This window comes from Photorhabdus africana (genome assembly GCF_035181445.1).
Taxonomy (GTDB): domain Bacteria; phylum Pseudomonadota; class Gammaproteobacteria; order Enterobacterales; family Enterobacteriaceae; genus Photorhabdus; species Photorhabdus laumondii.
In genome coordinates, this window is sequence record NZ_JAXBVE010000028.1 from 1 (window position 1) to 26,999 (window position 26,999).

Here is a 26,999-nt window from a genome sequence, read left to right on the forward strand (position 1 = left end):
AGCCAAGGAGTTTAAGCTAGGCGAAGCAACCATCTACCGTGTTTTGAACACATTTAAGCACGTTGATAACTCGTAGCTCTCACAAAGTTTACAGATCTGGGGGTTCTTCCACAAAACCCGAACCACTGACAGGCAAATTCATAAAGGGGACTGAGTTGCTTTACCCAGGTGGATTCTCTGACAATTTCGGTATAACTAAAGTCCCTTAGTGCCTTTTTTAGTTGGGTTATCCAGTGCAGACCCCCTGATTCTTCAGATAATAAATTTGTGAGTGCCTCTTCCACATCAGGATTAAGATCTGATTTTAATTGCTCACAGATACGCCTCCTCTCATCCGATAAACATCGTCCAATCAAATCCTGAAAAGTACTGTACACAGGGGGAATGATCTGATTTTTATTGAGGTGACTTAACAATGCCCGCAAGATAAACACAGGCTTAGCTGATCTTTTAACAACCCGTGCGGCCAGTTCAGCTAATTGTTCTGCCATGACACTGCCATAGCGTTGATAATTCAGATGCTGGCAAATAAGTCTTTGCAGTTGTATCCGGGTCGTCTTGCCTGGAACTTTTATATTGGCGGCAGAATGATCAGGGAAATGGCAAGCCAGAATATAAGAGATATCCGTGATGACATCTTCCAGCGTGTAGGTAAAGAATATTTTCCTGGATTTAAAATACCCAAGCATAAGAATAAAGTTCACCCTGGAGTTAACAGACCAACCTTGCGGTATTATCTGATGCTCCGTATCGGATAAGGTGAAATAGTATTCTCGTTCCTCCAAAGTAAATCGAGGCAGGCCAAAATAGTCCTGAATTTCAGGTTGAGTCAGTATAGTCAGGCGCTTTTTATTGGTATTCATTTTTTAATTCTTAATATGGCAGGGTGACATTGAGTATGTCACTTTATCTTTTCCTTACCACCTTTAATAGACATAGATTTATATACAGTTTATATTACATCTTTCCATCCGTATTTAGGCTAAAACAAGGCTGTCATTTAAACCTTCGTTTAACTGACACACCAAAAGCGAGAAAAAAGGTTTATGGCGCAAAAAATTGATGTTCGGGGTATAAAAGTCTCTGTCTTTTCCGACAAACAAGATGACTATATATCGCTATCTGACATCGCTAAGTACAAAGATGGCGACCGCGGTGATTACATTCTGCAAAACTGGATGAGAAACCGCAGTACCATTGAGTTTATCGGTTTGTGGGAACAGCTCCATAATCCCGATTTTAATTCCATCGAATTCGATGGATTTAAACATGAAGCGGGCGCAAACAGTTTCTCTCTCACGCCAAAACGCTGGATCACAACCACCAATGCAATCGGGATCATCTCGAAAGCGGGCAGATATGGCGGAACTTATGCGCATCGGGATATTGCTTTTGAGTTTGCTTCCTGGATCAGCGCGGAGTTTAAGCTCTATCTATTAAAAGAATTCCAACGGCTCAAACAAGCAGAAAATGAACAGAAAAATCTGGAATGGAATGTTTCGCGCACTCTGGCCAAGGTCAACTATCATATTCATACAGAGTCAATAAAAACGAACATTATTCCCGCCCTGGAGCTTAACCCAAAAGCAAGAAACTTTGCTTACGCTAATGAGGCCGATATATTGAATCTGGCTTTGTTTGGCAAGACAGCCAGCGACTGGCGTAAAGAGAACCCGGAACTAAAAGGCAATATACGGGACTATGCCACACTGGAACAGCTTGTCGTGTTATCTAATTTAGAAAGCTTTAATGCTGAACTTATCGAGCAAGGCCTCTCTGCAAACGACAGGTTTCAAAAGCTGAATCGCGTTGCGGTCAGTCAAATGAAGATCCTGATAGAAAACAAATCCATTGAAAAACTTAAACAATTAAAATAGGTCGTTCATGCGAATTGGGTATACCCGTGTCTCCAAATCTGATGGAAGTCAGGTGCAGGATCTTCAACTGGATGCTTTACTTGCTGCCGGTGTTAATAAAGAAAACATTTATCAGGATGAAATATCAGGGAAGTCAGACAAACGTCCTGGATTGGATGCCTGTTTGAAAGCCCTCAGGCCTGGCGATGTATTAATGGTATGGAAGCTTGACAGGCTTGGCCGAAGCTTAAAACACCTGGTGAATACTATCCATGATCTTGCGGATCGAAAAATCGGATTTAAGGTATTGACCGGGCAAGGTGCAGAAATTGATACGACGACAGCCAGTGGCAAATTGGTCTTTGGGATTTTTGCCGCGCTGGCCGAATTTGAACGGGAGTTGATCAGTGAACGAACAAAAGCAGGACTGGCAGCAGCCAGAGCAAGAGGACGTGAAGGCGGGCGTTCTTTTAAACTCACAAAATCTCAGGTTCGCCTGGCACAGGCTTCCATGAAGAGTAGAGATTGTAGCGTATCTGAATTATGTGAAGAGCTTGGGATTAGCAGACAGGCTCTCTATAAGTATGTAGGGCCAGATGGGGCACTCAGGGAACACGGCAAAAGAGTCTTAAAATCTGAGCGCTAACTGAGTACTTTTTTTCCTCATCAACTTTGAACCCTATCGGGGGATGGGCAAAAATAGCCATTTCACTGCAGGAGAAGCGAAAATAACGTCTTATCAGGCAATTAAACCGAGAGCGTAAAAAAATGTGGGGCATGGATTCAATGAAAGCTGGATAAAATAGTTTAACCACTCAGGTTACGGGGAATTGTAGCGATTGAGTGGTTCTCACCGCTATCTGATAAGCACGCTTAATTGCTTAATTTATAGTGAGTTAAAAAAGTGCCCCACATTTTTTTACGCTCTCTGTGGAAACGGGATTTATGGTCAGGACAGTAAGGCACCGCCAATCGAAAGAGGCGGCAACAGATATGCCTGACCTGCAAAATTACCGCGCCACATCTCGACTCTACCCGAATTCTGTAGTTGCCCGAACTCGACGATCACTACGCAGGGAGAGGATCGCCGAAAAATCAATAAGAAAACATCGATAAATCAGCATGTAGCATCGCTCAGGTCAATACCTTTGCAGTGCTAGTTTGTGATCGCTCTCTTACTTAGCCGCAATAGGAATTGATCTATATCAACCCTAAAAACGGACTAAAATATGTACACATCCCCCTCGAAAGAAGTAGAAACCACAATGAAGGCTTTCTCTGGTTCCTCCGCACCAAACGGTATGTCCCGCCAGTTATTCTATTTCTTTAACCAAAGTGAAGAGTCCTGGGCCATTAAGGATATCTCTTTCAAATTTTTATATGTAAATCAGCACTATATTGATTTTCTGCAAATCCCTCAGAAGATTGCGGAGAACATCACCGGGTTCAGTTACGAAGGCGTGCCTTCGCTGGCGTCTCTTAAAGATAAGTTAGTTATGCATGACCAAAAGGTCATGCAGTCCGGTCAGCGGGTTGAGGCCGTGGGCACCGTATTGATAGGAAATAACTTCCGCTCATTTATCTTTGAAAAATTCCCCTACTTTAATGATCAGGGAGACATTGTAGGGACAGTATCTCATCTTAAACCTTTCGAGCGCCTTTCTCTGGGGTACTTTCTGGAAATGCCGTTTTATGGTGAGGCTACTTTTACACCACCTACATCCATACTATCCAAGCGGGAATGGGAAGTTTTGTTTCTGTTATACCGCGGATTACACCGCGCGCACATTTCACACTGTTTAAATATTTCTGAGTATTCTGCAAGAAATATTATCTCTCGCCTGTTTTTAAAAACAGGGGTTAGTTCGAAAGAACAGCTCTTGGACCTTGGGCTCAAACAAGGCTGGCACTTGTATGTCCCGCCCCGGTTCGTCTCTATCGGGTACGATATTCTCTTTAAGGAGAACATTTAACTATAACTTATTAATTCACCTGAAAATAGGTGCAATCTGTACCTGTACATTTTGCACCTATTTTTGCCTTGATATATCCATAAAATTGATTCTGCGATGCTGGGTCGCAAGGATATTAAGCAAAACAAAGAATTACTGAGTGCGTTTTTACAGCGATAGAAGGAAGATAAAATGTTAAACCTAAGTGGGGTGTGGCGTTCTCGTCTTATGTTTCCGGAGTTATCTGACTCTGAGTTTCAGGCTTTGATGCACTACGCGCAAGGAACCAGTGTTCACTGCATTGCCGATATAATGAAATCTTCATTACCCGCGATTAAACAGTCACTACAGAGGACGAGAAGCAAACTGAACCTTGAGAAGCTGGAATCTGCTCGTGGCGTTTATAATGCACGAATCCAGGTCGCGATGTTAGCATTAGCAAGCGATGACTTCCCTGCTCATTACAACGAAACAATGCAGAAGCAATTAATAGAACTGGAAGTTAAAAACGTCTCGGGATGACTATTTTTTAACCTCATTTGTATCCCCCAGGTATCTAAACTTATTCGCAATAATATGAGATGATCTCTCACTCAATGAGCTTAGATACCTAATCTTATTTCCCCGCCAAGACATAAGATGAAGGTGTATCTGAACTATTAAGATGATTTGTTGATGAAGTCCAAGAGCCGCTCTACCATTCTCTTTGCCTCATCAAGAGAGGATTTATATTTTTTCGCTTCCTCCTGCGCATTGAAAAATGGATTAAGGACTTCGCTATTTTTAGTCCGGTGATACTGAAGGATCTTTTCCGCAAAACTATCATCAACGGTATAGAAATAACTTTCTGGATAGTCCAGAGCCTTTGCTATGCGAATAATAACATCGAAGGAAGGTGTAAAACGACCGACCTCATAATTAGAGAGACGCGAACGAGGATTGCTACCATCTACATCAATGAGCTCCGCCAGCTTTTTCTGTGATAGCCCTGCGGCTTTTCTTGCTGCTTTAAGTCGCTTAGGGACCATGTTCTTTCACCTCGTTTAGTTGAGGACATGATACAAATCGCATGGGCATCTGGAACTGATAACCATCCATCAAATCAAACATGCTTGACTTAATGTCCACATGTAAATAATATGCATGCCGTACATCGTTCTACCGCCAAGAGAACGGAGTGCAATCAAACAAGAATAGACTGAGCAATAACACTGTCAGAATTGCAGGGAGCTGAGAGACAGCCTCTGTTTCAGCGCTATCGCCCAGTGTATTCGGCTCCTCCGGATACAGAATGACCCTTACGGGGATCGGTTCGGGCGAGAGCATGATGGACATCGAAAAACTTGACGGACAAAACTGGTATCTGGCTCAGTACATTACCGGCGGTAAGAACCGCGAAAACCTTTTCTCATGGCTTTCAGATCTTGATGTAACTCCATGGACTCCATTGAAAGTTAACCTTGTCCGCCGTTCTGATAAGATTTGTAGTTATCGTCGGCGTATTGCCCCTCTCTTCCCAGGTTATTTTTTCCTTAAGGCCAATCTGGCCACGCAACCAGTGGACGTCATTCGACGCCATTCTGCGTTTTGCAGTTTTGTGATGAACGGTTCGCAAATAGCACCACTCCAGTCATCTGTGGTCACCGGGCTGATGAAACTTCACCCGGACCCCACGCTGAACCTGAACGCCAGTGAAGAACTCGAAGCCGCCTCTCAAACCCGGCTTTCTGACTCCCAATATCAATACCTGCTAAATCTGGAGCAAGAGACCCACCCGGTCTCACGTGTTGCGCTCCTGATGAATCTGGTTTTCGAGCCCGGACAGCAGGGGTTCTGACTCACCCCGCAGTCCAGTACCCTTCCCCGGCGTTTCGCCGGGGCTTTTTTTCCCAGAAACACTATCCCTGATACCCATCGCCGGGTCCCGGCAATGGTGCCTGAACCGGTCCCTTAATGGACCCCCTGTCCTCTTTACCGGTTTGCCAGTACTCATTGCCGGAATCAGGTAGTGCCACTTACTGAAGGACGACACCGTGTACCCCGTTGATAATTCTGTACCGCACCTGCTCTGGTGCATTCTGGTTGCACTACGAACTGCTGAAGAAGACTCGCCATTCCCCTCGGAAAAAGCCCGCCGGCGCTTCATTTCCGACTGGCTGGATATGGGCCGTGATAACCCCAATTTTCGTGGCATGACTTCAGAGTTCACGACCCTCCGCGAACTGCTTGAGAAGACGGACAAAGCCACCTGCGTGACAGACACGCTCACTACGCTGCTTGACCATGCTTATGCGGCAGAACAGTGCGACTTTTTTCGCTTCCGCTCCGCATTTAACACGCTACTTCAGCTTGGCTGGCAGCACACCGTCTGTCGCTTTCCTGAGAACATCACCGCCGAGCTGATGGGCAGACGAAAAGGCGATCGCAGACATCTGCTGCAGCTGACCCGCACAGAAAATGCCTTTCATCCCGTCGGGAATATGGTGCAGCCGATCACCTTCCAGCTCCTTTTTTCCAGAAAGGATGCGGAACAGCTGGATGCGGAAACGACATTCCATAACGAAGGCTTTCAGGTGGTCTACGCCAGAAGGGAACTCAATCTGACGAAAGACCGCATTATCCGCACCCTGCATATCGGTATCCCCTCACTCCCGGAGGCGGAATGGAATCCGCAACAGCGGGACATCTGGCAGCCAGACAACGGGTCGGCCAGCAAAGCCTACCATTGAGGACGAATACCATGACTTTAACCGTTACCGATCGGGACTTACGCGAACTGCATATTCGCCGCGCAGATGCAGTAGTGGCATTCAAACGCGCCTGCCGTGTTCGCGCAAAAGAACCGGAAAAAATGCCGCTCAGTAACCTGACGGCATTACGTTCCGAAATTGACGACGCAGAGGAGGACATTCAGGCATTCCGACAAGACCACCTGTGCTGATCTGATTTCCTCTTCAGCACACCACTTTCCACGGCACTTCACTGACGACATCGCCTATGAAAATCATTCACACCTCTGTGCTGCTTCCAGTATTACTGGGCGGCTGCAGTCTGTCTCACCAGAGGCAGCCTGACGTTGATGCCCGGCAATTCGTGGATGGACAGATAACCACCCAGCTGCAGCGCATTGCCCTAGCACAGAAAAATCTGCAGCTGGCCTCTCAAACGGCCCCGACAAAAGTTTCACCAATAGCCAAATCATTGCCACCGGTCACCACTCCTAAAGCACCACCATCACCGGATAGGCTCATGCAACCTGTACGCGGATTACCTGCTATCAAATCCCTGGGGTATCCTGAGCCTTACAGCTTCGTCAACGTTAATGCGCATAACCTGCGGTTAGAGGCGATGCTGCGAACCATCGTTCCTCCGGGATGGACGACCGTTATTTCTGCCGATCTCAAACGTAAGTTCACTTCACCACTGAGCCTCACAGCCAGTGACCAGTGGCCATATGTACTGGATCAGCTACTACAGAAGAACGGATGGGTGGCACTGATTGAATGGCCGAAGAAAACGGTATCGGTCGCATACCGGACTCCCGATTTCAATACTGCGCCACTGACTGTCAGCACGCCGGCAGCTCAGCCACCTTCGCAGCAGAGCAGCGTAAAAACACCGCCGACACCGGCGTCATCTTCCGCCGTTCCGCGCAACCCCTTCAGCAGTTCCCGTGGTAATGAAGCGAAGGCCGGGTCAGCGAAATCTGCCCCGATGTCTGCAGCACCGATGCCAGCCATTAAAGCAGCACCGGTTACTAAGCACTGGCGGGCAGAGCAGAGCTCCACGCTTGAAGACACCCTGAACCTGTGGGCGTCAGAAGAGAAATGCACCGGCGGTCAAAATGGCACCTGGAGCGTGATGTGGTTAACCAAGGTCAATTACCGCATCGATGCCCCACTCTCCTTCTCTGGTACCTGGAATGAGGCGCTGAACGGTATTTTCCGCCTGTATTCCACAGCATCCATTCCGCTGTACGCGGGTATAAGTACACCGCAGTGCCTCCTCAAGGTTGATGACAAGGAGGTGAAATAAAATCCGCTACCGTACGCAGTAGAGTCATTCACATCATTAGGAGGACTTATTATGGGCTACATCATTATGGCCTGCTTCTCTGTATATCTGTTGTTCGCGTCTGGCGTTATACAACGTGACAACGCGGCGGCCGCTATAGCAGCTGAGAGCAGCACACAGCAACAACAGGCTGCAGAAACCATCCTGTATCTCAATGCCATCAATGACTGGCTGTATGGTCACCCTCAAAGTGACGGCACAGTCAGCAATTCAGTACTGGACACTCAACCTCCGTCGGGAACAGCAAATTACCTTTCTCAGGGGAGGGTCTATGTCTATCAGCCAGAAAAAAAAGGACTGGCAGCTGCTTTGATGGATCAGTCTAACCAGTCAGCCCTGATTGGACGGGTGACCAACCGCAGGCTGACAGATATGCAGGGAAAGGGCATGCAAGTCACCGTTCCGGATGTCATTCCAAACGGCTATCTCGTTTACCTCAACTAAACCACCATTCCTCAGCAGGACATTCCCATGAAAATGCCTTTAACCAGAATGGCAATAGCCATCTCCCTGGCGCTTCTTGTCGGCTGCTCAACGGTCAGGAACGTCAATAAAACCATGGATAATACGGAGTCCGAGTACGGGCGCGCTCAGTCGCATTTCAACACCATGGCGCAGGGTAATCCGGTCCAGGAGATCAAGACTCAGTGGATCAATCCGGTCCCCCTCAGTGGAACGACCCAGGCGGCACCGCTTCCCGGTTGTTCCGTCATCTACACCAACCCGGGCTCAGTCAGTCTGAATGATTTAAGTGCATTCATTACCCGTACCTGCCGTATCCCCGTGGTCATTACGCCAGATGCTGTCAGCACCGTTGCAGGCAGTGGCATAACCGAAAAGATGAATGGCCCTCTGCCAGCTCCGGATGCAAACGGTATGGTTCCACTGAATCAAATGGGAGCCACGCAGGCCCCTGTCCGTTCAGTCACAACCAATACGCTAAGTGGTATTTGGTGGAAAGGGAGCCTGTCAGGCTTTCTGGACAACATCACGACCCGCCTGGGGTTGTCATGGCGCTATGAGTCCGGAAGAGTTCGCATTTTTATGACTGATACACGCAGTTTCCCGGTCACGTTCCTCGACTATCAGACGGCCTTCTCATCAAAAGTCGTCAGTGGAACAACCACATCATCAGGCTCAAGTAGCGGGAGTGGCGGTCTGTCCGGGGATTCTAATACATCCCAAAGTACGACAACCGATATGAAATCCAGTCTTTATAAAGATCTGGAAAGCACGATAAAAGCAATGCTGACACCGGGTACCGGCCGCATGTCGCTGTCTGCCGGCATGTTGACAGTCACGGACACCCCGGAGGTGCTGGACGCTGTTTCTGGCTACATTGATGGCCGTAACCAGGAACTTAACCGCCAGGTTGTTCTGAACGTGAAGGTCTATTCCATCAGCAAAAAACGGCAAAGCCAGCTGGGCATCGACTGGAACGCTGTGTTCACCTCAGGCAGTGTCGGTGCAACCCTGACAAACGCGTTCACTGATGCAACCAGCAACGCGGCAACGGGCGGCGTCTCCATCCTCGACGGAAAATTTGCCAACTCCAAAGCCTTCCTTCACGCCCTGGAAGAGCAGGCCAATGTCGCACTGGTGACTCAGCAGGCCAACACCACGACCAATATGTCCCCGGTATCCGTACAGGTGGGGACTCAACAGGACTATGCCGGTCAGGTTTCCGCAGAATCGACAGCGAACGTCGGCACGACGACCTCTATCGAGAAATCAACGATCACCACCGGTTTTAATATGACCATGCTGCCTTACATCATGCCGCGTGCATCCCAGATGGAACTGCAGTTCTCCATCAGCATGAGTGACGATCCGACAATGCGTTCCTTCACCAGTGGTGAAACAACCGTTGAGCTGGTTAAAACGAAACTGAAAACCTTTAACCAGAAGGTCATCCTGAAGTCCGGTCAGACGCTTGTTCTGAGTGGATTTCAGCAGGTCAACAACAGCGCAACGAAGCAGGGTGTGGGTTCCATTGGTTTCTTCGGTCTGGGCGGTGGCGCTAATGGTGAGAAAGACGACACCATGTTGGTCATGTTAATCACACCAACTCTGCTGGGAGGATGACATGTCAGGTATGCCTTTCGATGTGGTATTTCAGGGCAAAACACCGCTTATTGCCGGCCTTAACTGGCAGACCGTTGAAAGTATCTCCCGTCGCGAATGCCGGGCAAAAATCAAAGATGTAGACGCCAGTTCGTGGGTCATGGTCCCTGGCCTGCAGGACACCTTGGTCGGCCATGTTCAGCTCGGACTCTCAGAGCTGACTACCGCTCAGGCCCGACGAGCCTGCTCACTGGCTTTAGTCATTCTGCCTTTGCTGAACAGGGATGGATGGGGCGTTTTCCATCTGCATGACGATCGCTACTGGTTTGTTGCGGCCACCGATGGACGTCTCTCCCCGCTTTCTGACGTGACGGGGACAGCCGCTGAAATACACCAGGTCCTGGAGCGTTATCTCGACTACATTCCTGCAGCCGATAGCCGGACGATTTTCTGCCCCGAAGGGTTTTCGGCAAATGCCAGCGCTGAAAAAACACCGTTAACCAGTCTTCTTTCCGGGCAGCCAACAGGTAAATCTTGCCGCCTGCGTCCCATATCTAATCGCCTGCCAGTGATCATCTGGTCGCTTATCGCCATCGCTGCACTGGCCGGGTGGCTGGGAATGCAGTACTACGACTCGGTTCAGCAGCAGAAAAAGATTGAACTGGCGCGCAAGGCTCTCCTAGAAGCAAAGAAAAAAGCCAATAACAGTGCTTCACCCGTTATCAAGCCCTGGCTTCAGCAACCCAGACCGTCAGCTGTGGCTAAAGCCTGCGCCCAGGGCTGGAATGTCCCCATCAGTGTAGCCGGTTCGAAATTCAGTGAAGCGGAATGTGCCGATGGTAAGAGTCGGATTGCATGGCGAATACCGAAAGGCGGCAACGTGGCCGATTTTCGCGCCCGAGCTCAGCAGCTGTTTCCGGGATATACCCCGTACTTCAACATTCCCGGGGCCGCAGATATGGGAGGTATCAGTTTTCCCGTCACTGTTCCCCCTTCAGGATCCTCCGATGAATTACCGGATGCCGATGAAGTCACTCAACGCTTGACGAGCTATGGCCAGCGCCTGGGGTTTGTTCTCAATCTCGCTGAAAACAACACACCGACGGCTGACATCGATAACCACACCATACCGCTGCTTTGGAGGAGCTGGCGCTTTACGTTCCAGACCGACATACCGGTTGACCGGTTGTTTGGTACGGACATATCAGACACGGGAATACGCATAAACGGGATTAAGGCCTCAATGCGCGATGCCCGCCTTCATTACCAAGTTCAGGGAACTCTTTATGCAAAACCTTAAATGCACTCTCCTGGCCAGCGTCCTGCTGGCTCTGCCGCTGACCGGGCTGGCACAAACAGATGCCCCATCACATCCGGCACCCACCATTCATGGCAGTGCCACGATCGGTGAACTGGAGCGTATTCAGGCTGATACCGTACTGTATGAAGCACGCGCGGCGCGTAACAAAGCCATGCTCAACTGGCAGCAATCCGGGGGCGCCGGGGATGCAGTGCTTCCGGCCCCCATTGTGACGGGTGCGCCCTCGTCAATTCCGGGCCCGGTTGTGGCCTCAGCGCTTCCCCGGATTACTGAGATTTCCGGTTCTAACCGCCTCCTCCGCTGCCGTCTTCGGATGGCGGATGGTTCTCTGGTTGAAGCCTCTGCAGGCCAGAAGCTCCCGGGAACGGGCTATACCGTTGCAACAGTCACTGACTCCTCAGTATCGGTCACGTCTCCGGATGGCAAGATCCATAATCTTCTCTTCAGTGGAGACGCCCAGTGACAGACATCGCCCTTCCGTCCGTCCCCACGGACATTAATAACTGGGTATTTCTTCAGAAAGGTTCTGGTGGTGATGCGCAACTTTTCATAGCCGATAACTATCGTAATAACCTCCGGGTGCAGGGTTTTGTCCGGCAGGTCTACGAACTGGCACCCAAAATACGACCGTCATTTGTGGCGCTTGACGAGCTCAAGGCTCTGGGGCAGTCTGAACATACCGCTATCGATGGAGATTTTTCCGCGCCTCAACAACACGTCATACGCCTGTTTCGTCAGGCTGTAGAGCGCAAAGCCTCAGATATTCATATGGCGATTGGTGAAGGCGGAGTGACAAAAATCCGAATGCGTATTCATGGGGAGTTGTTTAAAACCGACACCATCTCTGTGGAAGACGGCAAGAATCTGGCCTCCACTATCGTCCTGTCTATGTGTGACGTTGCTGACGCACAATTTACGGCCAGCCGACCGCAGGACGGCAGGATAAAGGCACAGTTTCTCAAAGGAACCAGTCTGTTTGGGGCCCGCTATGCTCATACACCCACGGTGAATGGTCTGCATGTCGTTATGCGCCTTATCCCGGATGACAGTAAACGCCCGCCGACAACGGAGGAATTAGGTTTCCTGCCGGAACAGCGGCTGCTCCTGGAGCGCCTGCTGGCCACTCCCGAAGGGATGATCATTCTGAGTGGTCCAACGGGTTCTGGCAAAAGCACCACGCTGCGTACCAGCGCGTCAATGTATCTGGCCATGTATAACCAGACCCTGAATCTGGTGACATATGAAGATCCCCCTGAGGGCTCCATCGTTGGTGCTGTCCAGTGCCCTATCGTTGCGGATAAAAGTGACCCGGAAGCCATCCTCCGGGCCTGGCGTATGTACCTTTCGAATACTCTGCGAATTGACCCTGATGCCATTATGGTTGGTGAAATCCGCGATGCTTTCTCTGCCAGTGCCTGTATCACTGATGCAATGACCGGTCACCTTGTGTTAACCACACTGCACGCTAACGATCCTATAAACATTCTGGAGCGCCTGTTGACGCTTGATGTGCGCCCGGAACTGTTATCTGACCCTCAGCTGTTTGTCGGCCTCATTAGTCAGCGTCTGGTCCAGCTGCTCTGCCCTCACTGTAAGGTGCCATGGTGTAAAGGGTCACAGGACTTGCCCCAGCTTGTACATAGCGAAATCACGCAGAACTGTGAAACCGACAACGTTTTCATGCGACATGATGAAGGTTGCGAGCATTGCTTTGGCGGTATTGCCGGTCGAAGCGTGGTCGCAGAAATCATCTGCCCAGATGCGACGTTCATGTCGATTCTGAGGGAAAAGGGCAAGCTTGATGCCCGGACATACTGGGTGAATAAACTAGGCGGTATCACGCGTAATCATCATGTGCTGGCGCTGGTTAATCAGGGCCGCGTGGACCCACGTGCTGCGATGCGTATTTGCCCACTTGATGAAGATAAGCGACTAATCAGGAAGAACGATGAATATCAGTGACCTTCTGTCATCCATTGATGATTATCGTTATCAGGCTTCCCGCTGGTTGTATAGGCATACCTTTTCTACAAAGGACCGCCTTAAGCTTTACGAGGAACTGGCTTTCCTGCTGGAGAATAATCAGCGCCTGGGAGTGGCACTGGAGAGTATGCGAGACACCGCACTAAGTGGTGGGCGTCTGGCCTCCCGCGAGGCCATCTGGCTGAACGATTTTATCAAGGCTATCCAGAATGGTCTCTCGCTCGATCAGGCTCTGGCAGGCTGGGTTCCCCGACAGGAATGCGCCATTATCAGTGCCGGCGTACACGACAGCCAACTGGTGGCGGCACTGAAAAGAGCCGCTGACGTGGTCAGAGGGATTGATGAAATGAAAAGCACCGTCTACGGCCAGATGACCTATCCGGTTGTGCTTGTCGGCGTTATCGTGACCATCATGCTGATGATCCACCGCTACTTTCTTCCACCACTGACATATCTGTTCCCCCGTGAAAGCTGGGAAGGGTCCATATGGTGGCTGGGGAGCAGCTCAGAGCTGGTCGCTGAACAGGGCATCATACTGGGAATAGCTGCTTTCCTGCTGCTGAGCTGGATTGTCTGGTCATTACCCAATGTGACGGGCAAACCACGCCAGTGGATGGATCGTATGATGCCCTGGTCTCTGTATAAGGACTTTCAGGGGGTGGTATTCCTGCTGAACATTTCCGCCCTGCTCAATGCCGGCGTTCCCGTACTGGAAGCCCTTAATCGGATGGCCGAGCATGCATCCCCCTGGCTGAAAGAACGTCTTAATGCGATTCGACGACGGGTGAACGATGGCGATCATCTTGGCCTTGCGCTACGAAAAACCGGCTATCATTTCCCCTCACGTGATGCGGTTAACAAGCTGGCCTTGCTGACCTCTGAAGCGAACAGTGACAAGAGTCAGGTCGTCATGGAGCGCTATGCCTGGCACATGCTTAAAAACACCGTCAAGGTGATGAAGAACCGCATCAACACCCTTTCAGGACTTCTGTTCGCCGTCTGCGGCGGTTACATGGTCCTGATGCTGCTGGTTATCCAGCAACTCAACGATATGGCCGGTCAGATAGGCCAGTAGTCTCCTCTGTCTTCAATACCTCCTTCCTGTCCGCAGTGCTGCGGCCGGGATTCTTTTATTTACTGAAAAGGAAAATTCGATGATTCAAGCATCGACCCGTAAAAACACGGTTCACCGCGGCGTTCTCAGTATTGAAATGCTGGTTATTCTGGCGGTAATCGCAATCATGGCCATCACCATATTCCTCAATGCCGGCAGTTTGTTTGGCAAGAACGAAACATCCAACGAGCTGGCGAATGTCCAGGAAGTGATGACGAACACCCGCACGTTGCTTAAAACTCAGGGTGTTTATGACTTCAACGGTTCGTCCAACATGATGGGCGCGCTCATCCAGTTTGATGGCGTACCCAAGTCCATGACCGTGGTTGGTGAACCGACGTCCGGCTCGGCAACGCTTCTCAACACATGGGGTGGCAACGTTACGCTGGCCCCGGTCTCCAGCGGTAGTGGAAAAACCGGATTTACGCTGACCTATGAAAAAGTGCCGATGGCTGCCTGTGCAGCACTGGCGACCAAGGTATCTCAGGCCGTGGCTGAAACAGCCATCAATGGCAGCACCAATGTTGGTACCGTCAACGCCTCCACCGCCGGTAGCCAGTGTACGAAAGACAATGGCAGCACAGGCACTAACACGCTTGAGTTTAAGAGCCTCACCTGATGGAACGGGCGGGCAGTCAATGCCCGCCCAGGAGGATTCGCACAATGAAACTCTGGTTTTATGCGTTGTGCCTGGGCCTTTCTCTGGTGTCAGCCCTTCCAGCCCAGGCGTATTGCTTTGATGCAGCCGGCACCCGCTATCAAATAGACCCCCGACTACTGAGAGCGATTGCCGAGCAGGAAAGCGGTTTGAAACCTACGGCCATCAATGTGAATCGGGATAAGAACGGGAAAATCGTCAGTCATGACTACGGCATCATGCAGGTCAACTCAACGCACATTCCGGCACTGGTGCGCATGGGTGTGCTCAGGTCAAAGGATGATTTGCTCGATAATCCCTGTCTGAATATCCAGATTGGGGCATGGATACTGGCGAAGCATCTACAGGTATGTGGTGTTAGCTGGCGATGCCTGGGAACGTATAACGCAGGTTTTAAAGATACTGAAATCCAGGAGCAGCGCCGGATGAAATATGCCCGCCTGATATACAGCCGGTATCTGCGCATACTGGGAGGCCATGCATGATATGGCTCCTGCTGTCGCCACTCCTCCTGTTCATCGGGCTACGCCTGCAATCTCAGGCCAGAGAGTGGCTAACCGGGACTGTAGGTGGTCAGTCTCTGCGATGGTCGCTACCGCTACTGATTTTCTGGCTGTTGTTGTCCCACAGCATCATCTTGGCGGCCATGGCAGAGATTCTGACGCCACTGGAAGCGTTTCGCGGTTTGGTGCTGTCCAGTTGGTGTTTCATCCTGTTGTCGCTCGATGTCACAGGGTACTGGATGCCCTTTTCGTTCACCGCTCCCGCCGCCGTCAGCGGTTTGCTGTTCGCCTTATTCGTCTTACCGGAACGCTCTCTCCTTGTTATTTTGGTCGAAGCTATCTGCGTATTTCTGGGACTTGGCGTACTGCGTTGGCTCAGCGGGCAGCAGCGCGAAATGCTGGGAATGGGTGATGTTTGCCTGCTGACGGCCTTGACCCTGTGGTTCCCGTTGTATCAGGTTGCCTGCGCAACTGCGCTGGCCATCATCCCTGCGCTACTCGTCGCGGCATGTTGCCGGCAGCGGCAGTTCCCGTTCGGCCTCTACCTTTGCCCGACAGCTTCCCTGCTTCCATTTATCTCAGTCCTGACTCAGGGCTATTTCGAAGGACGTTACCTATGAAAATTCACCGTGGCGTGATCAGTATTGAGGTCATGGTTGTACTGTTCATTGTCCTGATGGCCATTGTTGTTGGCCTTCCCCGTTACAACCAATACATGCAGGAACTGGAGTGGAATACGGATGCTCGCCAGATAGCTGCTGTCAGTGCAGCCGCTAAAAGCTATATCCGCGATAACCGCGATACGTTAATTAGTCAGGTCAGTGGCGGAACACCGGTTCAGCTCTCTGGCACGCAGCTGCAGACGGCAGGTTATCTCCCTGAAGGTTTCGCGTTGAAAAACTCGGCCGCACAGACTTACAGTGTCGGCATAGCAAAAAATCCAAAAGCGTCACAAAAACTCGTTGCATTTGTGCTGACGCAAAACGGCACTGAAATCCCTTTCAAAGGTCTCCGACATATCTCTCAGTCCATTGATGGAGCCGGCGGATATATCCAGACCGCAGGCGTTGCCGAAGGTGCCTGGGGCTCATGGAAAATGACGTTGTCCACCTATGGTCTTACGGGTACTGCGGGCCGCCTCGCGGTCTACCTTTCTTCTGAAGTTCTGGGCACGGAGGCATCTGAAAGTGATCGTCTCTACCGATATGCGGTTAATGGCCGTCCAGACCTGAACCGTATGCATACCGCCATTGATATGAACGCTAACGATTTAAACAACGCAGGAGCTTTGAACGCACGGGATGGAAACTTCAGTAACGCAGTAAAAGGGGCTACCGGGACGTTCAGCGGGGATGTTAGTGGTGCAAACGGCAACTTTAACCAGAGACTCAATGCCAGCTCAGACATTACGTCTACCGGGGGATGGTTAGTTACCCGGGGAAGTCTCGGGTGGCAGAACAGCACCTGGGGCGGTGGCTTTTACATGTCAGACAGCGACTGGATACGGGCCGTAAATAATAAGGGGATTTACTCCGGTGGGCAGATCAGAGGGGGCACCATTCGCTCCGATGAACGGCTTTCTGCGGGTGAATATCTCCAGCTGGACGCCGTCGTCACCGCCGGAACGGCGTGTCCAACAAACGGCTTAATCAGTCGTGATGCAAGCGGCGCAGTCATGTCATGTAAGAACAGAGTCTGGACCGCCGGTGGTTCACTGCAGCAAAGCCAATGTACGAAGATGGGCAACTGGGGTGGACGTGATTTTAACGAGTATCGTTGTCCGGTTGGCTGGTATGCAGCTGGTCTGCAGTTTGTTGGCCATCAGCATAGTGAGTCAGCGTACGTCATTACCTGCTGCCATTAATTTCACTTTTTACCTCCAGAACGTCTCCAGTATCCCTGCTTTTCATTAAAGGAACACTCCGCATGAAGATCTCATTTATTGCCGGGCTAGCAGTCCTGCTGCTGTCCGGCTGTCAGCCGCAGCGTGCGCCAACAGCATCCGTAACCGTGCAGCAGGCATCCACTGATGCCTCACAGCTCCGCAATGCACAACAACAACTTTATCTGGACGGTGCGCTTAACCAGACTCCCGGCCGTCTCGCTGCCTCTTTCACTGCTAACAGCGATCGCTTGTCGCTTGACTGGGAGGGGGATGCCATCGAGCTGCTGGCTCAGCTGGCCAGTCAGCGCGGGCTGAACTTTGCCTACAGTGGCGTACGCCTGCCTCTGCCAGTCAGCGTTCATGTCAGTAATATCACTTTCGAAAACCTGCTCCGCCAGCTGGAAACTCAGATTGGCTGGCGTGCCACCCTGAAGCAGCAGCCGCTGGAGCTTCATCTCTATTTCACCTTGCCTGATAAGGGAGGTCGTCTTGCATGAAACGATCGTTACTTGCCGGTCTGCTGTTATTCAGCACTCTGCCGGCGCTTGCTGAAGATGCCCCACCCGGGAGTATTCAGGATTACCTGAACCCGGCTGCAAATGACTACAACGGTTTGAGTGATACCGTCTGGCAGATGCTCAATGATGCTGGCCAGACCGTCGGTTTTCAGGGAGGGAAGGCCCAGCGCGCCTGGGAACTCCGCCAGATACTGACGGAACGGGACAGCACCCTCAGCGCGATGTACGACTTCCGCCCACTCATCAGCCGGCAGGGCTACCTGCCGCCGGTGATCGCCACCTCTGCTGACCTGGCCCATGTCACTCCTGACCAGATCCGCACGGCATACCGGACGTATAACATTCTGGTGCCGGCCCGGTTCGTCAGTAATCCACCTGGCTGGCGTACCTGGCTTTTGCCGGGTCTGGCCAACAAGCGCATCGATACACCGGACGCCAGCGTACGTCCCAAAAACAGTAAGGAAAAAGCCGTCTGGGAAGCTGCGGTTCGCAAGGGATGGGAGGATGGGCGGCAAAGTGCAGACCGGACGCTTGAATCGAACTTTAACCGCCTGACCCGTGATTACACCGGCATGCTACGTTACTCCACACTCCTGCAGCAGGGCATTATCCAGGCGCCGGATGTGAAGGAAACTCAGCAGAGCGTCACCGGTACACGGGATGAGCTGATGATTGGCGATAAGGTCAAACGCATTCAGGATCCGGCAGGCTTTGTCGTGGATAAAAAACAGTGGAAACCTGTCATCCGCAAGGAGGCGCAATGATGTTACCGGCATTTGATTTCCATAAGCACGGTGGCATCACCGGCGATGCCTTACGGTCCTTTCTTGTTCACTGTTCCCGCAACAATGTTTCCGATATTTTCCTGCAGGGAGGCGGTCCGCTGGTTGTGGATTTGCACGGACGTAAAACTCGCGCCAGTGAGTTTCGCATCGAGCCGCCACAGTTAACCCGGTTGATGGATGACGTCTTTTCGGAGCAGATCAAAGGCGACCTGAAGGCCGGAAAAGGGGTGGACCGGGCACTGCAGCTGACCGGCGATATGTATAACCGCTATGGACTGGCGCGCGGGGAAAGCCTGCGCTTTCGTTGTAACTTTGTTCAGGCCACTATCGGTGATTACGACATGGTACCGGCACTGACGCTCAGGACCATCCCGACTGTCATCCCAGAGCTCGACGCACTGGGGCTAGAAGAGGACTTGCTCCCCTGCCTGCTGCCTCACAAGGGCCTCGGCCTGATCACCGGGGAAACCGGGTCCGGTAAATCCACCCTTCTGGCGTCGATTTATCAGTATACCGCCCTGAACGACCCCGACCGCAAGATAGTCACGGCAGAAGATCCTATCGAGTTCCTGCTGAACTTCCCCGATGCGATTCTGATGCCTGAACAGTCACAGATAGGCAGGGACGTGGCTTCATTCGCTGAACACCTTCGCCTGACGCTGCGTCGTGCCCCGGGCATAATTGGTGTGGGTGAGATTCGCGACCCGGAAACGCTCAGCGGCGCCATCATGAACGGTCAGTCCGGACACCTCTGTCTGTCCACAATGCACACCAATTCCCCCGGGGAAACCATCCCCCGCGCCCTGATGCTGGTTCCTGAGGATCAGCGTGAAGCGATGGCCTGGAACCTGCTCAGTAACCTGCAGTATGTCATTACCCAGCGTCTGCTCCGGACAACAGACGGGAAACGCCAGTCGGTCAGGGAATATCTGGTGTTTGATGACGAGGTGAAAGAGTCCCTTGGCCAGCTGAAACACACTCAGTGGCGTAACTGGATTGATAACCACCTCAGCGAACGCGGTGAGCGGATGAGTGATAAAGCCTGGCGGATGTATCAGGGCGGAAGAATCGACCACAAAGAGCTCCTGACGGTTATCAGCCCTCGTGAAATAACACGGAGGGAAGCGCTGTGAAAATCTGTGAATGGCGTGATGCAGGACGCCGGCTGGAAATTTTCGGCATCCCGGTTGTCCTGTTTGCGTTGTACTTTGCGTGGTTCCAATGGCCCGAGACCAGTACGTTCTGGGCCGTCACGATTCTGATTATCTTCTTTCGGATCCTCTCCTTCTTCGGCTTTACCATCACCGTACTGTGGCAACGACTGATTAGTCTCCTGCGTGGCAGGCAGCTGACCGGACGTCCCTGGTGGTACCGCCGGTTCTTTGAATAAAAGCAGGAACTGATTATGCAAAAACGTACCTACCTCACTATCACGCCGGATAATAAAAAGGCCGCACTTCGCGCGGCCGGACGCCTTGCTGATGGAAATTATGCCCTTGAGTATGATCGTTCAGAAAAACTCTGGTTCGCAAAACCAGACGCCGACCTTGAGAAGGTGAAGCACTGGCTTCCTGAAAACACCATCTCACAGCCGAACCAGACCACCACCAATAATCTGACGCCTGCTGAAGAATTTGCACAGGTGCTTCAGGATGCGGGTTTCATATTTCCCGCTGGCGATTTACCCGAAATGGATGGCAAGAAACATCGTGTATATGTTAAAGGTCAAAAAAATATCTCTCAGCATAAAAACAAGAATGGAGACTATCCCGGAGGTTCTGGTGTTTACCAGGGATTCATGGATGGCCGACCTGCTGGATGGTACGAGAATCACCGGGCAAGCGAAGGGAAGGTAAACTGGACCTCCACCGGCTCATATACCTATGACCCGGCAGAGGCCATCAAGCAGCGTGCGCTGGCTGCACAAAAGCGCTGGAATCGGGAAATACAGTCTCAGCTTGAGTTTACGCAGATGGGGAAAACGCTGGCGCGGCAATGGAGCAAAATGCCCCCGGCCCCGGAGACTCACGCGTACCTGGCCCGAAAAGGTGTGCCGGCAGTGGACGGGGTTCGTCTGGATAAATACGACAATCTGGTCATTCCACTGCGAAACAGCGACGGCGAGCTGCGGTCGCTGCAGTACATCAAACCGGACGGCACCAAAAACCTGAAGAAAGGTGCTGAGAAGACAGGAAATTTCTTTGTCGTTGGGGGGGAGCTGAATCCGCGTGTGCCTCTTCTTTACGCTGAAGGATACGCCACTGCGGCAAGCCTCCATCAGGCCACCGGTATGCCGGTAATAATGACGGTTGACGCCGGCAACATGGTGACAGTGTCACGCAAGCTTAGTGAATTGTATCCCGATTCTGCGCACATCATTTTAGGTGAAGATGACTTCACAAAAGATGATAACAAAGGCCTCAATAAAGCCCGCGAGGCCGCAGAAGCCATCGGTGGTATTTACCTCATCCCCCAGTTCACCGAAAGCGAACGTGCTCTTGCTTTTGCCGGCGCGGGTTCATTTAGTGACTTTAATGACATTCACACTTCCCGCGGTATCAACGCCGTTCGCGATCAACTTACGCCTGTGCTCGACCCGTTGCTTCCTGACTGGCGTCAGGCCTTTAGCGAGAATAATTCTATGTCAGACAATCAAATCTTACCGGAGCTACCACCAGAGCATGATGCTGGCCCAGCACCAGAAGAAATAGACCTTTCAGAATATGCAGACTTTATGAGTCAGGCGCCTGCCGGCCCAGTATCAGAAGACAGCATTCCTGGTAACCCCCATGCAGAATCTGATCTTGAACCAGCCCCGGCCGCGGATACAGAAACGGTACCGCCGGCAGCAGAAACCACGCCAGAATCAACAATGCAACTCTCTGAGCATAACGGGCAAGTGCCTGTTCCTGATGGCGAACAGGTTAAACCAGAATTCGATCCGATTAATAAGCCGGTGCAAACTGAAGATGTTGTTGAAACACTTCAGCCTGTCGCTCCTGAGCCTGCACCAGAAAAGCCTGAACAGGTGCCCACACCAGGTTTGGTTGAAGCTTCAGAAACAGAGTCAGTCGTTAAACCGATCGCACCGGTAACAGACGAGCCTGTTATTTCTGGTAATTCTGATACCGCTGAACCTGAGATTATGGCGCCCGCCGGCGACAGTGAACCAGCTGCAGCAGAAAATGGGTTTAACTTTACCTTTGGGCGCCAGGCGGGTGATATCAGCCCGGGCGATGATCCAAAACCTCTTATAAATCTTGATGAGCTGCTTCAGGGACTGACAAGCCGCCAGGAAGACAGAACCTGGATTTATTCTCTCGATGGACAGGATGCGTTCCGCGATTACGGCGACCGCATTGTGATGGCCACTCCCGAAGCCAGCGAGAATGATCGAATGATCCTGGCGGCGCTGCTTTCTGCCAAAGCGAATCAACGTGGTGCCGTAGAAATTACTGGCAGTGACGAGTTCATTCGGCGAACCATGGGGCTGATCGCTGATCACAACATCGATGTTCATTTCAAAAATCCTCAGCAGCGTGAACAATTTGAGGCGCTGCTGAAAGCCCGGGCAGAGAATACCGTTCCGCAAAATGGCCTGAATATCGGTCCTGAATCAAGTCCTGAAGCCTCGGCGCCTGTATCGCCGGCACCTGGTCCTAGTGTTGCGGAACCAGCAGTTTCTGATGGTACAGCTAGGCCGAAAGAAGCACCGGTTCAGCCAGTCACACCGGAATTAAGCGTCCTGGATAAAGAAACCTTGCGCACCGGCCTGACTGGCAAACTGCTCGATGCCGGAAAGGCACCGTACAAATTTGATAAATCAAACTCCGAAAGCTTTTACGTGCAGATGCGTACCAAAAGCGGCAACAAAACATACTGGGGCGTTGAGCTGGAACAGGCGTTAAAGGATAGCGGTAATCAGCCTGGCGATATGGTCAAACTGCAGTATCTCGGGAAGAAGGCTGTCACCGTAAACGTGCCGGTGAAGGATGCCGAGGGCAATGTTACAGGTTTTGAACGGCTTGATACGCATCGTAACCACTGGACAGTAACTCCTGCCATCGACAACCAGCTGCTTGTAGCGAACAAGCATGCAGTGGCACCGGCGGAACTGGCCGCTTACGACGGCAATGCGTTCTGGAAACTGCAGCAGCAGATTATTCAGAACAACAATCTGCCACTTTCCTCTCCCGCACCCAGCGGACACGGGTTGCTCTACACCAGTCCAGATGGAAAGGGTCAGATTGCGCCTGAGGTACCGCCAGTAAACGCCCCCGTTCCGAATCATTCTAAAGCTGCAGGTTCTGTAGTGATGGCGGCGCTTGATGATAAGGGTGAACTACTGGCGCATCTGGTGAAAGGGCACGGGGATTATCTGCAGGGGGTTATTCGTCATGAAGGAGAAATGAAAAATGTCCTTGCACGAATCTGCGCGACAGAGAAAGGCAATACATATCTTGCCCTAAACAGCGTACAGGACAACGGCGTACTCCAGCTCATTGGGCACGCTTCAGCTGTTAATACGCTCAAGAACGCGGAGGTGAACTACGACACCTTTGCATTTCAGATGAAGGGCAAGGACGCGCACAAATTTGCGGTTCCCCTGATTTCTCCCGAAAAGATCCCGCCGGCACTGCACAGCAAACTGGGTTTCTCGCAGGCATATGCGCCACCTAAATCCGAGGAGCCGGTTCAGACACCTCATGCACAGGCTAAGCCGGCTATTCAACCACAACCGATGTGAGGTCATCATGCACAACATACGTCGTACCCTTTTATCCACATTAATCTGTCTGGCGTGCATCCCTTTTGCTGATGCAGCTTCCTGCAGAGCGGGTACTGCTGCGCAGGCAGGAAGTCAGGCCGGTTACAACCGGGCTAAAGAAGCAGCCGAGGCATGGTCGCAGCGGCAAAATAATGTTTCCGCATCACTCGGAGATTGTCTGGGAAATATTTCAACGACTATTACCGCGCCAATATTTCCCAATCTGGCAAATGCCTTAAACCAGATCGGCCAGAAAATTTGCTCTGCAGCGCGCGATAAAATTAATGACTATGTTCCCTCAACAATCGACCCATGGGGTGATTTGCCTTCAACAGCAAGTTTATCGTCTTACAGCTCATACATTCCGGCCACTCAGTCCCGTTCTGCAGTTCAGCTGCAGGCAACACCGCAACCAGCTGCAGGTGATTCAGGGACAGGCTCATCATCCTTCATATCCCTGAACTGATGGAAGACACGCAGAAATGAAAAAGAAATCAGCCTCCCAAAAGGAGGCTTCTCCTGTGGTAGATGAAGCCCTGCGCAAATCTGACGATCCGATGATTCCATTTATGGATGCGCTGGAGTTACAGCAAAAAAACATGCTTAACGCAGGCTTCGCCCGGAAAGCGCTCCAGGTTGCGCTTATCGCCTGTACAGTAAGCGCTCTCCAGTTTCCTGTTAACGCCTGGCTGGTCTACAAGGTGGCTAACCCACCCACCAAATACTTTGCGACCAATAAAGGTAGTGTTCTGAAGCAGGTTCCCACTGATGAACCTGCCTACAAAGATGACGATGTAATCGACTTCGGCGATAAGCTTATACGTTCAGCTTTCCAGCTCGACTTTAAGAACTACCGGACGCAAATAAGCGATCAGCAACAAAAATTCTCTGAGGAAGGTTTCGCCAGCTACTACAACGCGCTGACGAATTCGAATCTTTTCTCCAAGGTGAAGACTGAAAAAATGCTGATGTCTGCAAACGTCACCCGCAAAGGGATGATTTACCGACGTGGCCAGGAAAGTCAAAACGGACCGTATATGTGGGATATTCAGTATCCGGTTACTCTCAGTCTTGACGGTCAAACCCGAAGCTTACCTTCGCAAAACTTTATCTTCATCGTTCGCATCCAGCGCACGGATGTCTCGCTCAAGCCAGAAGGTATTGAAGCAGTGTCAATTATCACCCGAGACGCTAGCTAACTTTATTCAGGTAAAAAAATGAAATATTTGATTATTCCGGCTGTAGCGATCGCGCTATCAGCTGCGCCTGCGCTTGCCGCTGACTGGGTTCCAGCCCAAACAGGAAACACCCCAACAACCGAATTACCAGCCGCACCAGCTCCAACAACGCCAACAGCCCAGACCAACAACCAGCCACCGCAAGAAACCGTTCAGACAGATATTACAGCACCTCTTCGACAGTCCGCGCCGCCAGCCCCCCCTACCTCAGCTCAAGCCTGGGCAATGAGTCAGGCTAATCCATTAGGGGATCAGCAGGGGATTGAAATGGTTGGTGAAGTCATGGATGGCGCTAGTCGTGGCCGCGCCTGGCAGGCTGCAGATATCGTCCCCCGGATATCAACACTAACCATTAACCTCTCACCCGGCGCTTCTTTACCTGTGTTAAGGACCACAACATTTCAGGCCAGTACAGTAATGTTCACTGACAACACCGGTGCGCCCTGGCCTCTGGCGGCCCCGCCTTACAACGGGAATCCAACTGGTTTTGCGGTCAATTTCATTCCAGAAAGTAGTGTGATGACTGTACAGGCCAGACGTTTATATGATCGTGGAAATGTAACGGTCTATTTGAAAGGTCTGGCGGTACCGATAATTATCGACCTGAACAGTGGTGAGGCCAGTAACCAAGCGAAATCACGCGTAATAGACAGTCGTCTGGATCTTCGAATTCCTCAGCGCGGGCCGCAGGCTAAAAAACTTCCTGCCGGGCAGACGAAAATTGGCCTGAATAATCCAACACTTCAGGCATTTCTCAACGGCGTACCACCGAAAGAAGCGCGCCGGTTAAAAACACAAGGTGAGTTACCTGACACCCAGGTATGGCAGATGGGTGACGATCTCTATATCCGCACACGTAGCGAAATTCGCGATGAATTTGAGCTGACACAGGCTTCCGGCGATGGAACCTGGCTCTATAAATTACCTCTCACGCCTGAGGTTGCCTTTTCCCGCGCCGGCAAAACTGTCTATTTATCAATTTCTTTGGAGTAATTATGGGAGCAGATAAAGACGTCGGCCGGGACGTCAAAAAAACCGGCATTATCTTCGTAACTGTCATTTTTGTAATACTTGCGGTTGGGTTCCTACTGGTTTCGTGGATGAGCGCACCGCAGTCGGTATCCAAAATCAACGTGGATAAAGCTGCCGGGGGTTCAGGAAAAGCAGCTCCGGAAACGCCGCAGTACCATAAAATACTACGCGAGAACAATGAGGCTGGGGCAAAACAGGCCCAGGCCGCAAACTCCAGCTTCATTGCGTCAATTGGTTCCGGCACTGTTCGTCAGGTTCCCCCAATAGATGCGACCCCAGCTCCGCCGCCTGTGCCTAAGCCAGCTCCAGAAGCTCAGTATGCTCCGCAGCAACATATGCCCCAGCAAAGTCTTGACCCGGATCGTAAAAAAGCACTTGAAGCCTTGTTGAAAGAACTCGTAGCACAGCGGGTTGCTCCCACAGGCGAACTGGCAAGTATCGCCGGCAATATGACCGTAACCGCAGGGGCACAGTCAGGAAATGCCGGAGAGAGAAGAACCGTTAACGCCTATTCAGGATGGACGGAAAGCCTGGCTCCAGTAACTTTGCAACCCGCGTCTTACAGCTCTGGCCAGAATGCTAATCGTGTCTTAATTCCAGCGGGAAGCCGCCCCGGAGCGGTGATCGATACTGAGATTGACTCCGACAATACAAATTCGGATGTGCTGGCTCATATCCCCGCCGGTCCTTATAAAGGGGCTCAGTTGATGGCCAGAGGAATTCAGCTTGCAGGAGACGGGGTTAAGATCCATTTCAACCAGATGACCTGGAATGGAGACACATGGCGCGTCGATATTTCGGCAGCTATGCCTGATACGCTCCGCTCTTCCGTTGCCTCGAGCGTGAATAATCGATACGGCAGCCGCGTTATATTGCCGGCAATCGCTCACGGCCTTGGGCTTGGTGGCCAGCTCTATGCCAGCGCCAACACTCAGATACTGAGTAATGGTTACAACCAAATCGAGGGCCGTGTTGGCATGCCAAATGGTGAAGCTGTCGCTGGTACGATTTTAGGCGGTGCAGCTCAACAGGCAGGCCAGGTGATTGCAAACGATGCTCAGAAGTTACCCGTGAAGCAAGTAATTGTCGATCGTGGCCAACCTGTAGCGCTTCTCTTCATGTCTGCTGTTACAGAAAACGACCGAGTCACCTACTCTACTCCAACCAGCACAAACACAGGTACCCGCCAGCCTGCAGCTCAACCCTAAGGGACCATCATGAAAGATAGTTTTTTTGATCCGGACCTGG

The 26,999-nt window shown here is 51.4% G+C and carries 29 protein-coding genes; 27 read left to right on the plus strand and 2 right to left on the minus strand.

The genetic code is table 11. The features are described from left to right. Window positions 1-53: 53 nt before the first annotated feature. Complete coding sequence (locus SLS51_RS15595; protein ID WP_323839595.1) at window positions 54-863, minus strand: DUF4158 domain-containing protein; 810 nt, start codon at window positions 861-863, stop codon at window positions 54-56. A 183-nt stretch (window positions 864-1,046) separates the two neighbouring features. On the opposite strand from SLS51_RS15595, the gene SLS51_RS15600 reads away from it, so the two are divergent. The 4 genes from SLS51_RS15600 (at window position 1,047) to SLS51_RS15615 (ending at window position 4,330) form a co-directional block, all read left to right on the plus strand. After that, window positions 1,047-1,877, plus strand: a complete 831-nt coding sequence (locus tag SLS51_RS15600) for a KilA-N domain-containing protein (RefSeq protein ID WP_023043658.1) — start codon at window positions 1,047-1,049, stop codon at window positions 1,875-1,877. A gap of 7 nt (window positions 1,878-1,884) precedes the next feature. Continuing rightward, complete coding sequence (locus SLS51_RS15605) at window positions 1,885-2,502, plus strand: recombinase family protein (protein WP_323839596.1); 618 nt, start codon at window positions 1,885-1,887, stop codon at window positions 2,500-2,502. A gap of 583 nt (window positions 2,503-3,085) precedes the next feature. After that, window positions 3,086-3,829 (plus strand): LuxR C-terminal-related transcriptional regulator, encoded by a 744-nt coding sequence (locus tag SLS51_RS15610; RefSeq protein ID WP_323839597.1) that lies wholly within the window; start codon window positions 3,086-3,088, stop codon window positions 3,827-3,829. A gap of 171 nt (window positions 3,830-4,000) precedes the next feature. Further along, on the plus strand, window positions 4,001-4,330 hold the full coding sequence (locus SLS51_RS15615) for a helix-turn-helix domain-containing protein (protein ID WP_323839598.1): 330 nt from the start codon (window positions 4,001-4,003) through the stop codon (window positions 4,328-4,330). A gap of 137 nt (window positions 4,331-4,467) precedes the next feature. Here SLS51_RS15615 and SLS51_RS15620 read toward each other — a convergent pair whose 3' ends face one another. Beyond that, window positions 4,468-4,836 (minus strand): helix-turn-helix domain-containing protein, encoded by a 369-nt coding sequence (locus SLS51_RS15620; protein ID WP_323839599.1) that lies wholly within the window; start codon window positions 4,834-4,836, stop codon window positions 4,468-4,470. A 299-nt stretch (window positions 4,837-5,135) separates the two neighbouring features. On the opposite strand from SLS51_RS15620, the gene SLS51_RS15625 reads away from it, so the two are divergent. From SLS51_RS15625 to traO, 23 genes are all read left to right on the plus strand, one after another. Next, window positions 5,136-5,645, plus strand: a complete 510-nt coding sequence (locus SLS51_RS15625; RefSeq protein WP_323839669.1) for a transcription termination/antitermination NusG family protein — start codon at window positions 5,136-5,138, stop codon at window positions 5,643-5,645. A 196-nt stretch (window positions 5,646-5,841) separates the two neighbouring features. Continuing rightward, window positions 5,842-6,537 (plus strand): hypothetical protein, encoded by a 696-nt coding sequence (locus SLS51_RS15630; RefSeq protein ID WP_323839600.1) that lies wholly within the window; start codon window positions 5,842-5,844, stop codon window positions 6,535-6,537. After that, window positions 6,471-6,749 (plus strand): hypothetical protein, encoded by a 279-nt coding sequence (locus SLS51_RS15635; RefSeq protein WP_323839601.1) that lies wholly within the window; start codon window positions 6,471-6,473, stop codon window positions 6,747-6,749. Before SLS51_RS15630 ends, SLS51_RS15635 begins: the two co-directional genes overlap by 67 nt. Before the next feature lie 308 nt (window positions 6,750-7,057). Then, window positions 7,058-7,843, plus strand: a complete 786-nt coding sequence (locus tag SLS51_RS15640; protein WP_323839602.1) for a TcpQ domain-containing protein — start codon at window positions 7,058-7,060, stop codon at window positions 7,841-7,843. 51 nt (window positions 7,844-7,894) lie between these two features. After that, window positions 7,895-8,326 (plus strand): type IV pilus biogenesis protein PilM, encoded by a 432-nt coding sequence (pilM, locus tag SLS51_RS15645; RefSeq protein ID WP_323839603.1) that lies wholly within the window; start codon window positions 7,895-7,897, stop codon window positions 8,324-8,326. A gap of 27 nt (window positions 8,327-8,353) precedes the next feature. Beyond that, a complete protein-coding gene (pilN, locus tag SLS51_RS15650; protein ID WP_323839604.1) occupies window positions 8,354-9,967 on the plus strand; it encodes a PilN family type IVB pilus formation outer membrane protein in 1,614 nt (537 codons plus the stop codon). Window position 9,968: 1 nt separating this feature from the next. After that, a complete protein-coding gene (gene pilO2, locus SLS51_RS15655) occupies window positions 9,969-11,246 on the plus strand; it encodes a type 4b pilus protein PilO2 (RefSeq protein ID WP_323839605.1) in 1,278 nt (425 codons plus the stop codon). Then, the gene (gene pilP, locus SLS51_RS15660; RefSeq protein ID WP_323839606.1) at window positions 11,233-11,730 is read left to right on the plus strand and encodes a type IV pilus biogenesis protein PilP; all 498 of its coding nucleotides are present in this window, start codon (window positions 11,233-11,235) and stop codon (window positions 11,728-11,730) included. Before pilO2 ends, pilP begins: the two co-directional genes overlap by 14 nt. After that, window positions 11,727-13,229 carry a GspE/PulE family protein gene (locus tag SLS51_RS15665; RefSeq protein WP_323839607.1) on the plus strand — a complete coding sequence of 501 codons (1,503 nt, stop codon included), beginning with the start codon at window positions 11,727-11,729 and terminating at the stop codon, window positions 13,227-13,229. The genes pilP and SLS51_RS15665 overlap by 4 nt, the downstream gene beginning before the upstream one ends. Further along, a complete protein-coding gene (locus SLS51_RS15670; RefSeq protein WP_323839608.1) occupies window positions 13,216-14,325 on the plus strand; it encodes a type II secretion system F family protein in 1,110 nt (369 codons plus the stop codon). Before SLS51_RS15665 ends, SLS51_RS15670 begins: the two co-directional genes overlap by 14 nt. A gap of 79 nt (window positions 14,326-14,404) precedes the next feature. Next, window positions 14,405-14,983: a type 4 pilus major pilin gene (locus SLS51_RS15675; RefSeq protein ID WP_323839609.1), complete on the plus strand. Its 579-nt coding sequence runs from the start codon at window positions 14,405-14,407 to the stop codon at window positions 14,981-14,983. Window positions 14,984-15,027: 44 nt separating this feature from the next. Then, window positions 15,028-15,507 (plus strand): lytic transglycosylase domain-containing protein, encoded by a 480-nt coding sequence (locus SLS51_RS15680; RefSeq protein WP_323839610.1) that lies wholly within the window; start codon window positions 15,028-15,030, stop codon window positions 15,505-15,507. A gap of 257 nt (window positions 15,508-15,764) precedes the next feature. Continuing rightward, window positions 15,765-16,145 (plus strand): prepilin peptidase, encoded by a 381-nt coding sequence (locus SLS51_RS24150; protein WP_369293944.1) that lies wholly within the window; start codon window positions 15,765-15,767, stop codon window positions 16,143-16,145. Beyond that, the gene (gene pilV / locus SLS51_RS15690; protein WP_323839612.1) at window positions 16,073-17,389 is read left to right on the plus strand and encodes a shufflon system plasmid conjugative transfer pilus tip adhesin PilV; all 1,317 of its coding nucleotides are present in this window, start codon (window positions 16,073-16,075) and stop codon (window positions 17,387-17,389) included. The genes SLS51_RS24150 and pilV overlap by 73 nt, the downstream gene beginning before the upstream one ends. A 62-nt stretch (window positions 17,390-17,451) precedes the next feature. Next, complete coding sequence (locus tag SLS51_RS15695; RefSeq protein WP_323839613.1) at window positions 17,452-17,907, plus strand: DotD/TraH family lipoprotein; 456 nt, start codon at window positions 17,452-17,454, stop codon at window positions 17,905-17,907. Further along, on the plus strand, window positions 17,904-18,692 hold the full coding sequence (locus tag SLS51_RS15700; protein ID WP_323839614.1) for a type IV secretory system conjugative DNA transfer family protein: 789 nt from the start codon (window positions 17,904-17,906) through the stop codon (window positions 18,690-18,692). Before SLS51_RS15695 ends, SLS51_RS15700 begins: the two co-directional genes overlap by 4 nt. Continuing rightward, window positions 18,692-19,846, plus strand: a complete 1,155-nt coding sequence (gene traJ / locus SLS51_RS15705) for a plasmid transfer ATPase TraJ (RefSeq protein WP_323839670.1) — start codon at window positions 18,692-18,694, stop codon at window positions 19,844-19,846. Before SLS51_RS15700 ends, traJ begins: the two co-directional genes overlap by 1 nt. Then, window positions 19,843-20,103 carry an IcmT/TraK family protein gene (icmT, locus tag SLS51_RS15710; RefSeq protein ID WP_323839615.1) on the plus strand — a complete coding sequence of 87 codons (261 nt, stop codon included), beginning with the start codon at window positions 19,843-19,845 and terminating at the stop codon, window positions 20,101-20,103. Before traJ ends, icmT begins: the two co-directional genes overlap by 4 nt. 15 nt (window positions 20,104-20,118) lie before the next feature. Further along, entirely contained in the window at window positions 20,119-23,460 is a 3,342-nt protein-coding gene (locus SLS51_RS15715; RefSeq protein ID WP_323839616.1) for an LPD7 domain-containing protein, read from the plus strand. 7 nt (window positions 23,461-23,467) lie between these two features. Continuing rightward, window positions 23,468-23,947 carry a hypothetical protein gene (locus SLS51_RS15720; RefSeq protein ID WP_323839617.1) on the plus strand — a complete coding sequence of 160 codons (480 nt, stop codon included), beginning with the start codon at window positions 23,468-23,470 and terminating at the stop codon, window positions 23,945-23,947. 16 nt (window positions 23,948-23,963) lie between these two features. Next, window positions 23,964-24,680, plus strand: a complete 717-nt coding sequence (locus SLS51_RS15725; RefSeq protein WP_323839618.1) for a DotI/IcmL/TraM family protein — start codon at window positions 23,964-23,966, stop codon at window positions 24,678-24,680. An 18-nt stretch (window positions 24,681-24,698) separates the two neighbouring features. Continuing rightward, window positions 24,699-25,712, plus strand: coding sequence for a DotH/IcmK family type IV secretion protein (locus SLS51_RS15730; protein ID WP_323839619.1), 1,014 nt, complete (start codon window positions 24,699-24,701; stop codon window positions 25,710-25,712). 2 nt (window positions 25,713-25,714) lie between these two features. After that, a complete protein-coding gene (gene traO / locus SLS51_RS15735; RefSeq protein ID WP_323839620.1) occupies window positions 25,715-26,959 on the plus strand; it encodes a conjugal transfer protein TraO in 1,245 nt (414 codons plus the stop codon). The last annotated feature ends 40 nt before the right edge of the window (window positions 26,960-26,999 follow it).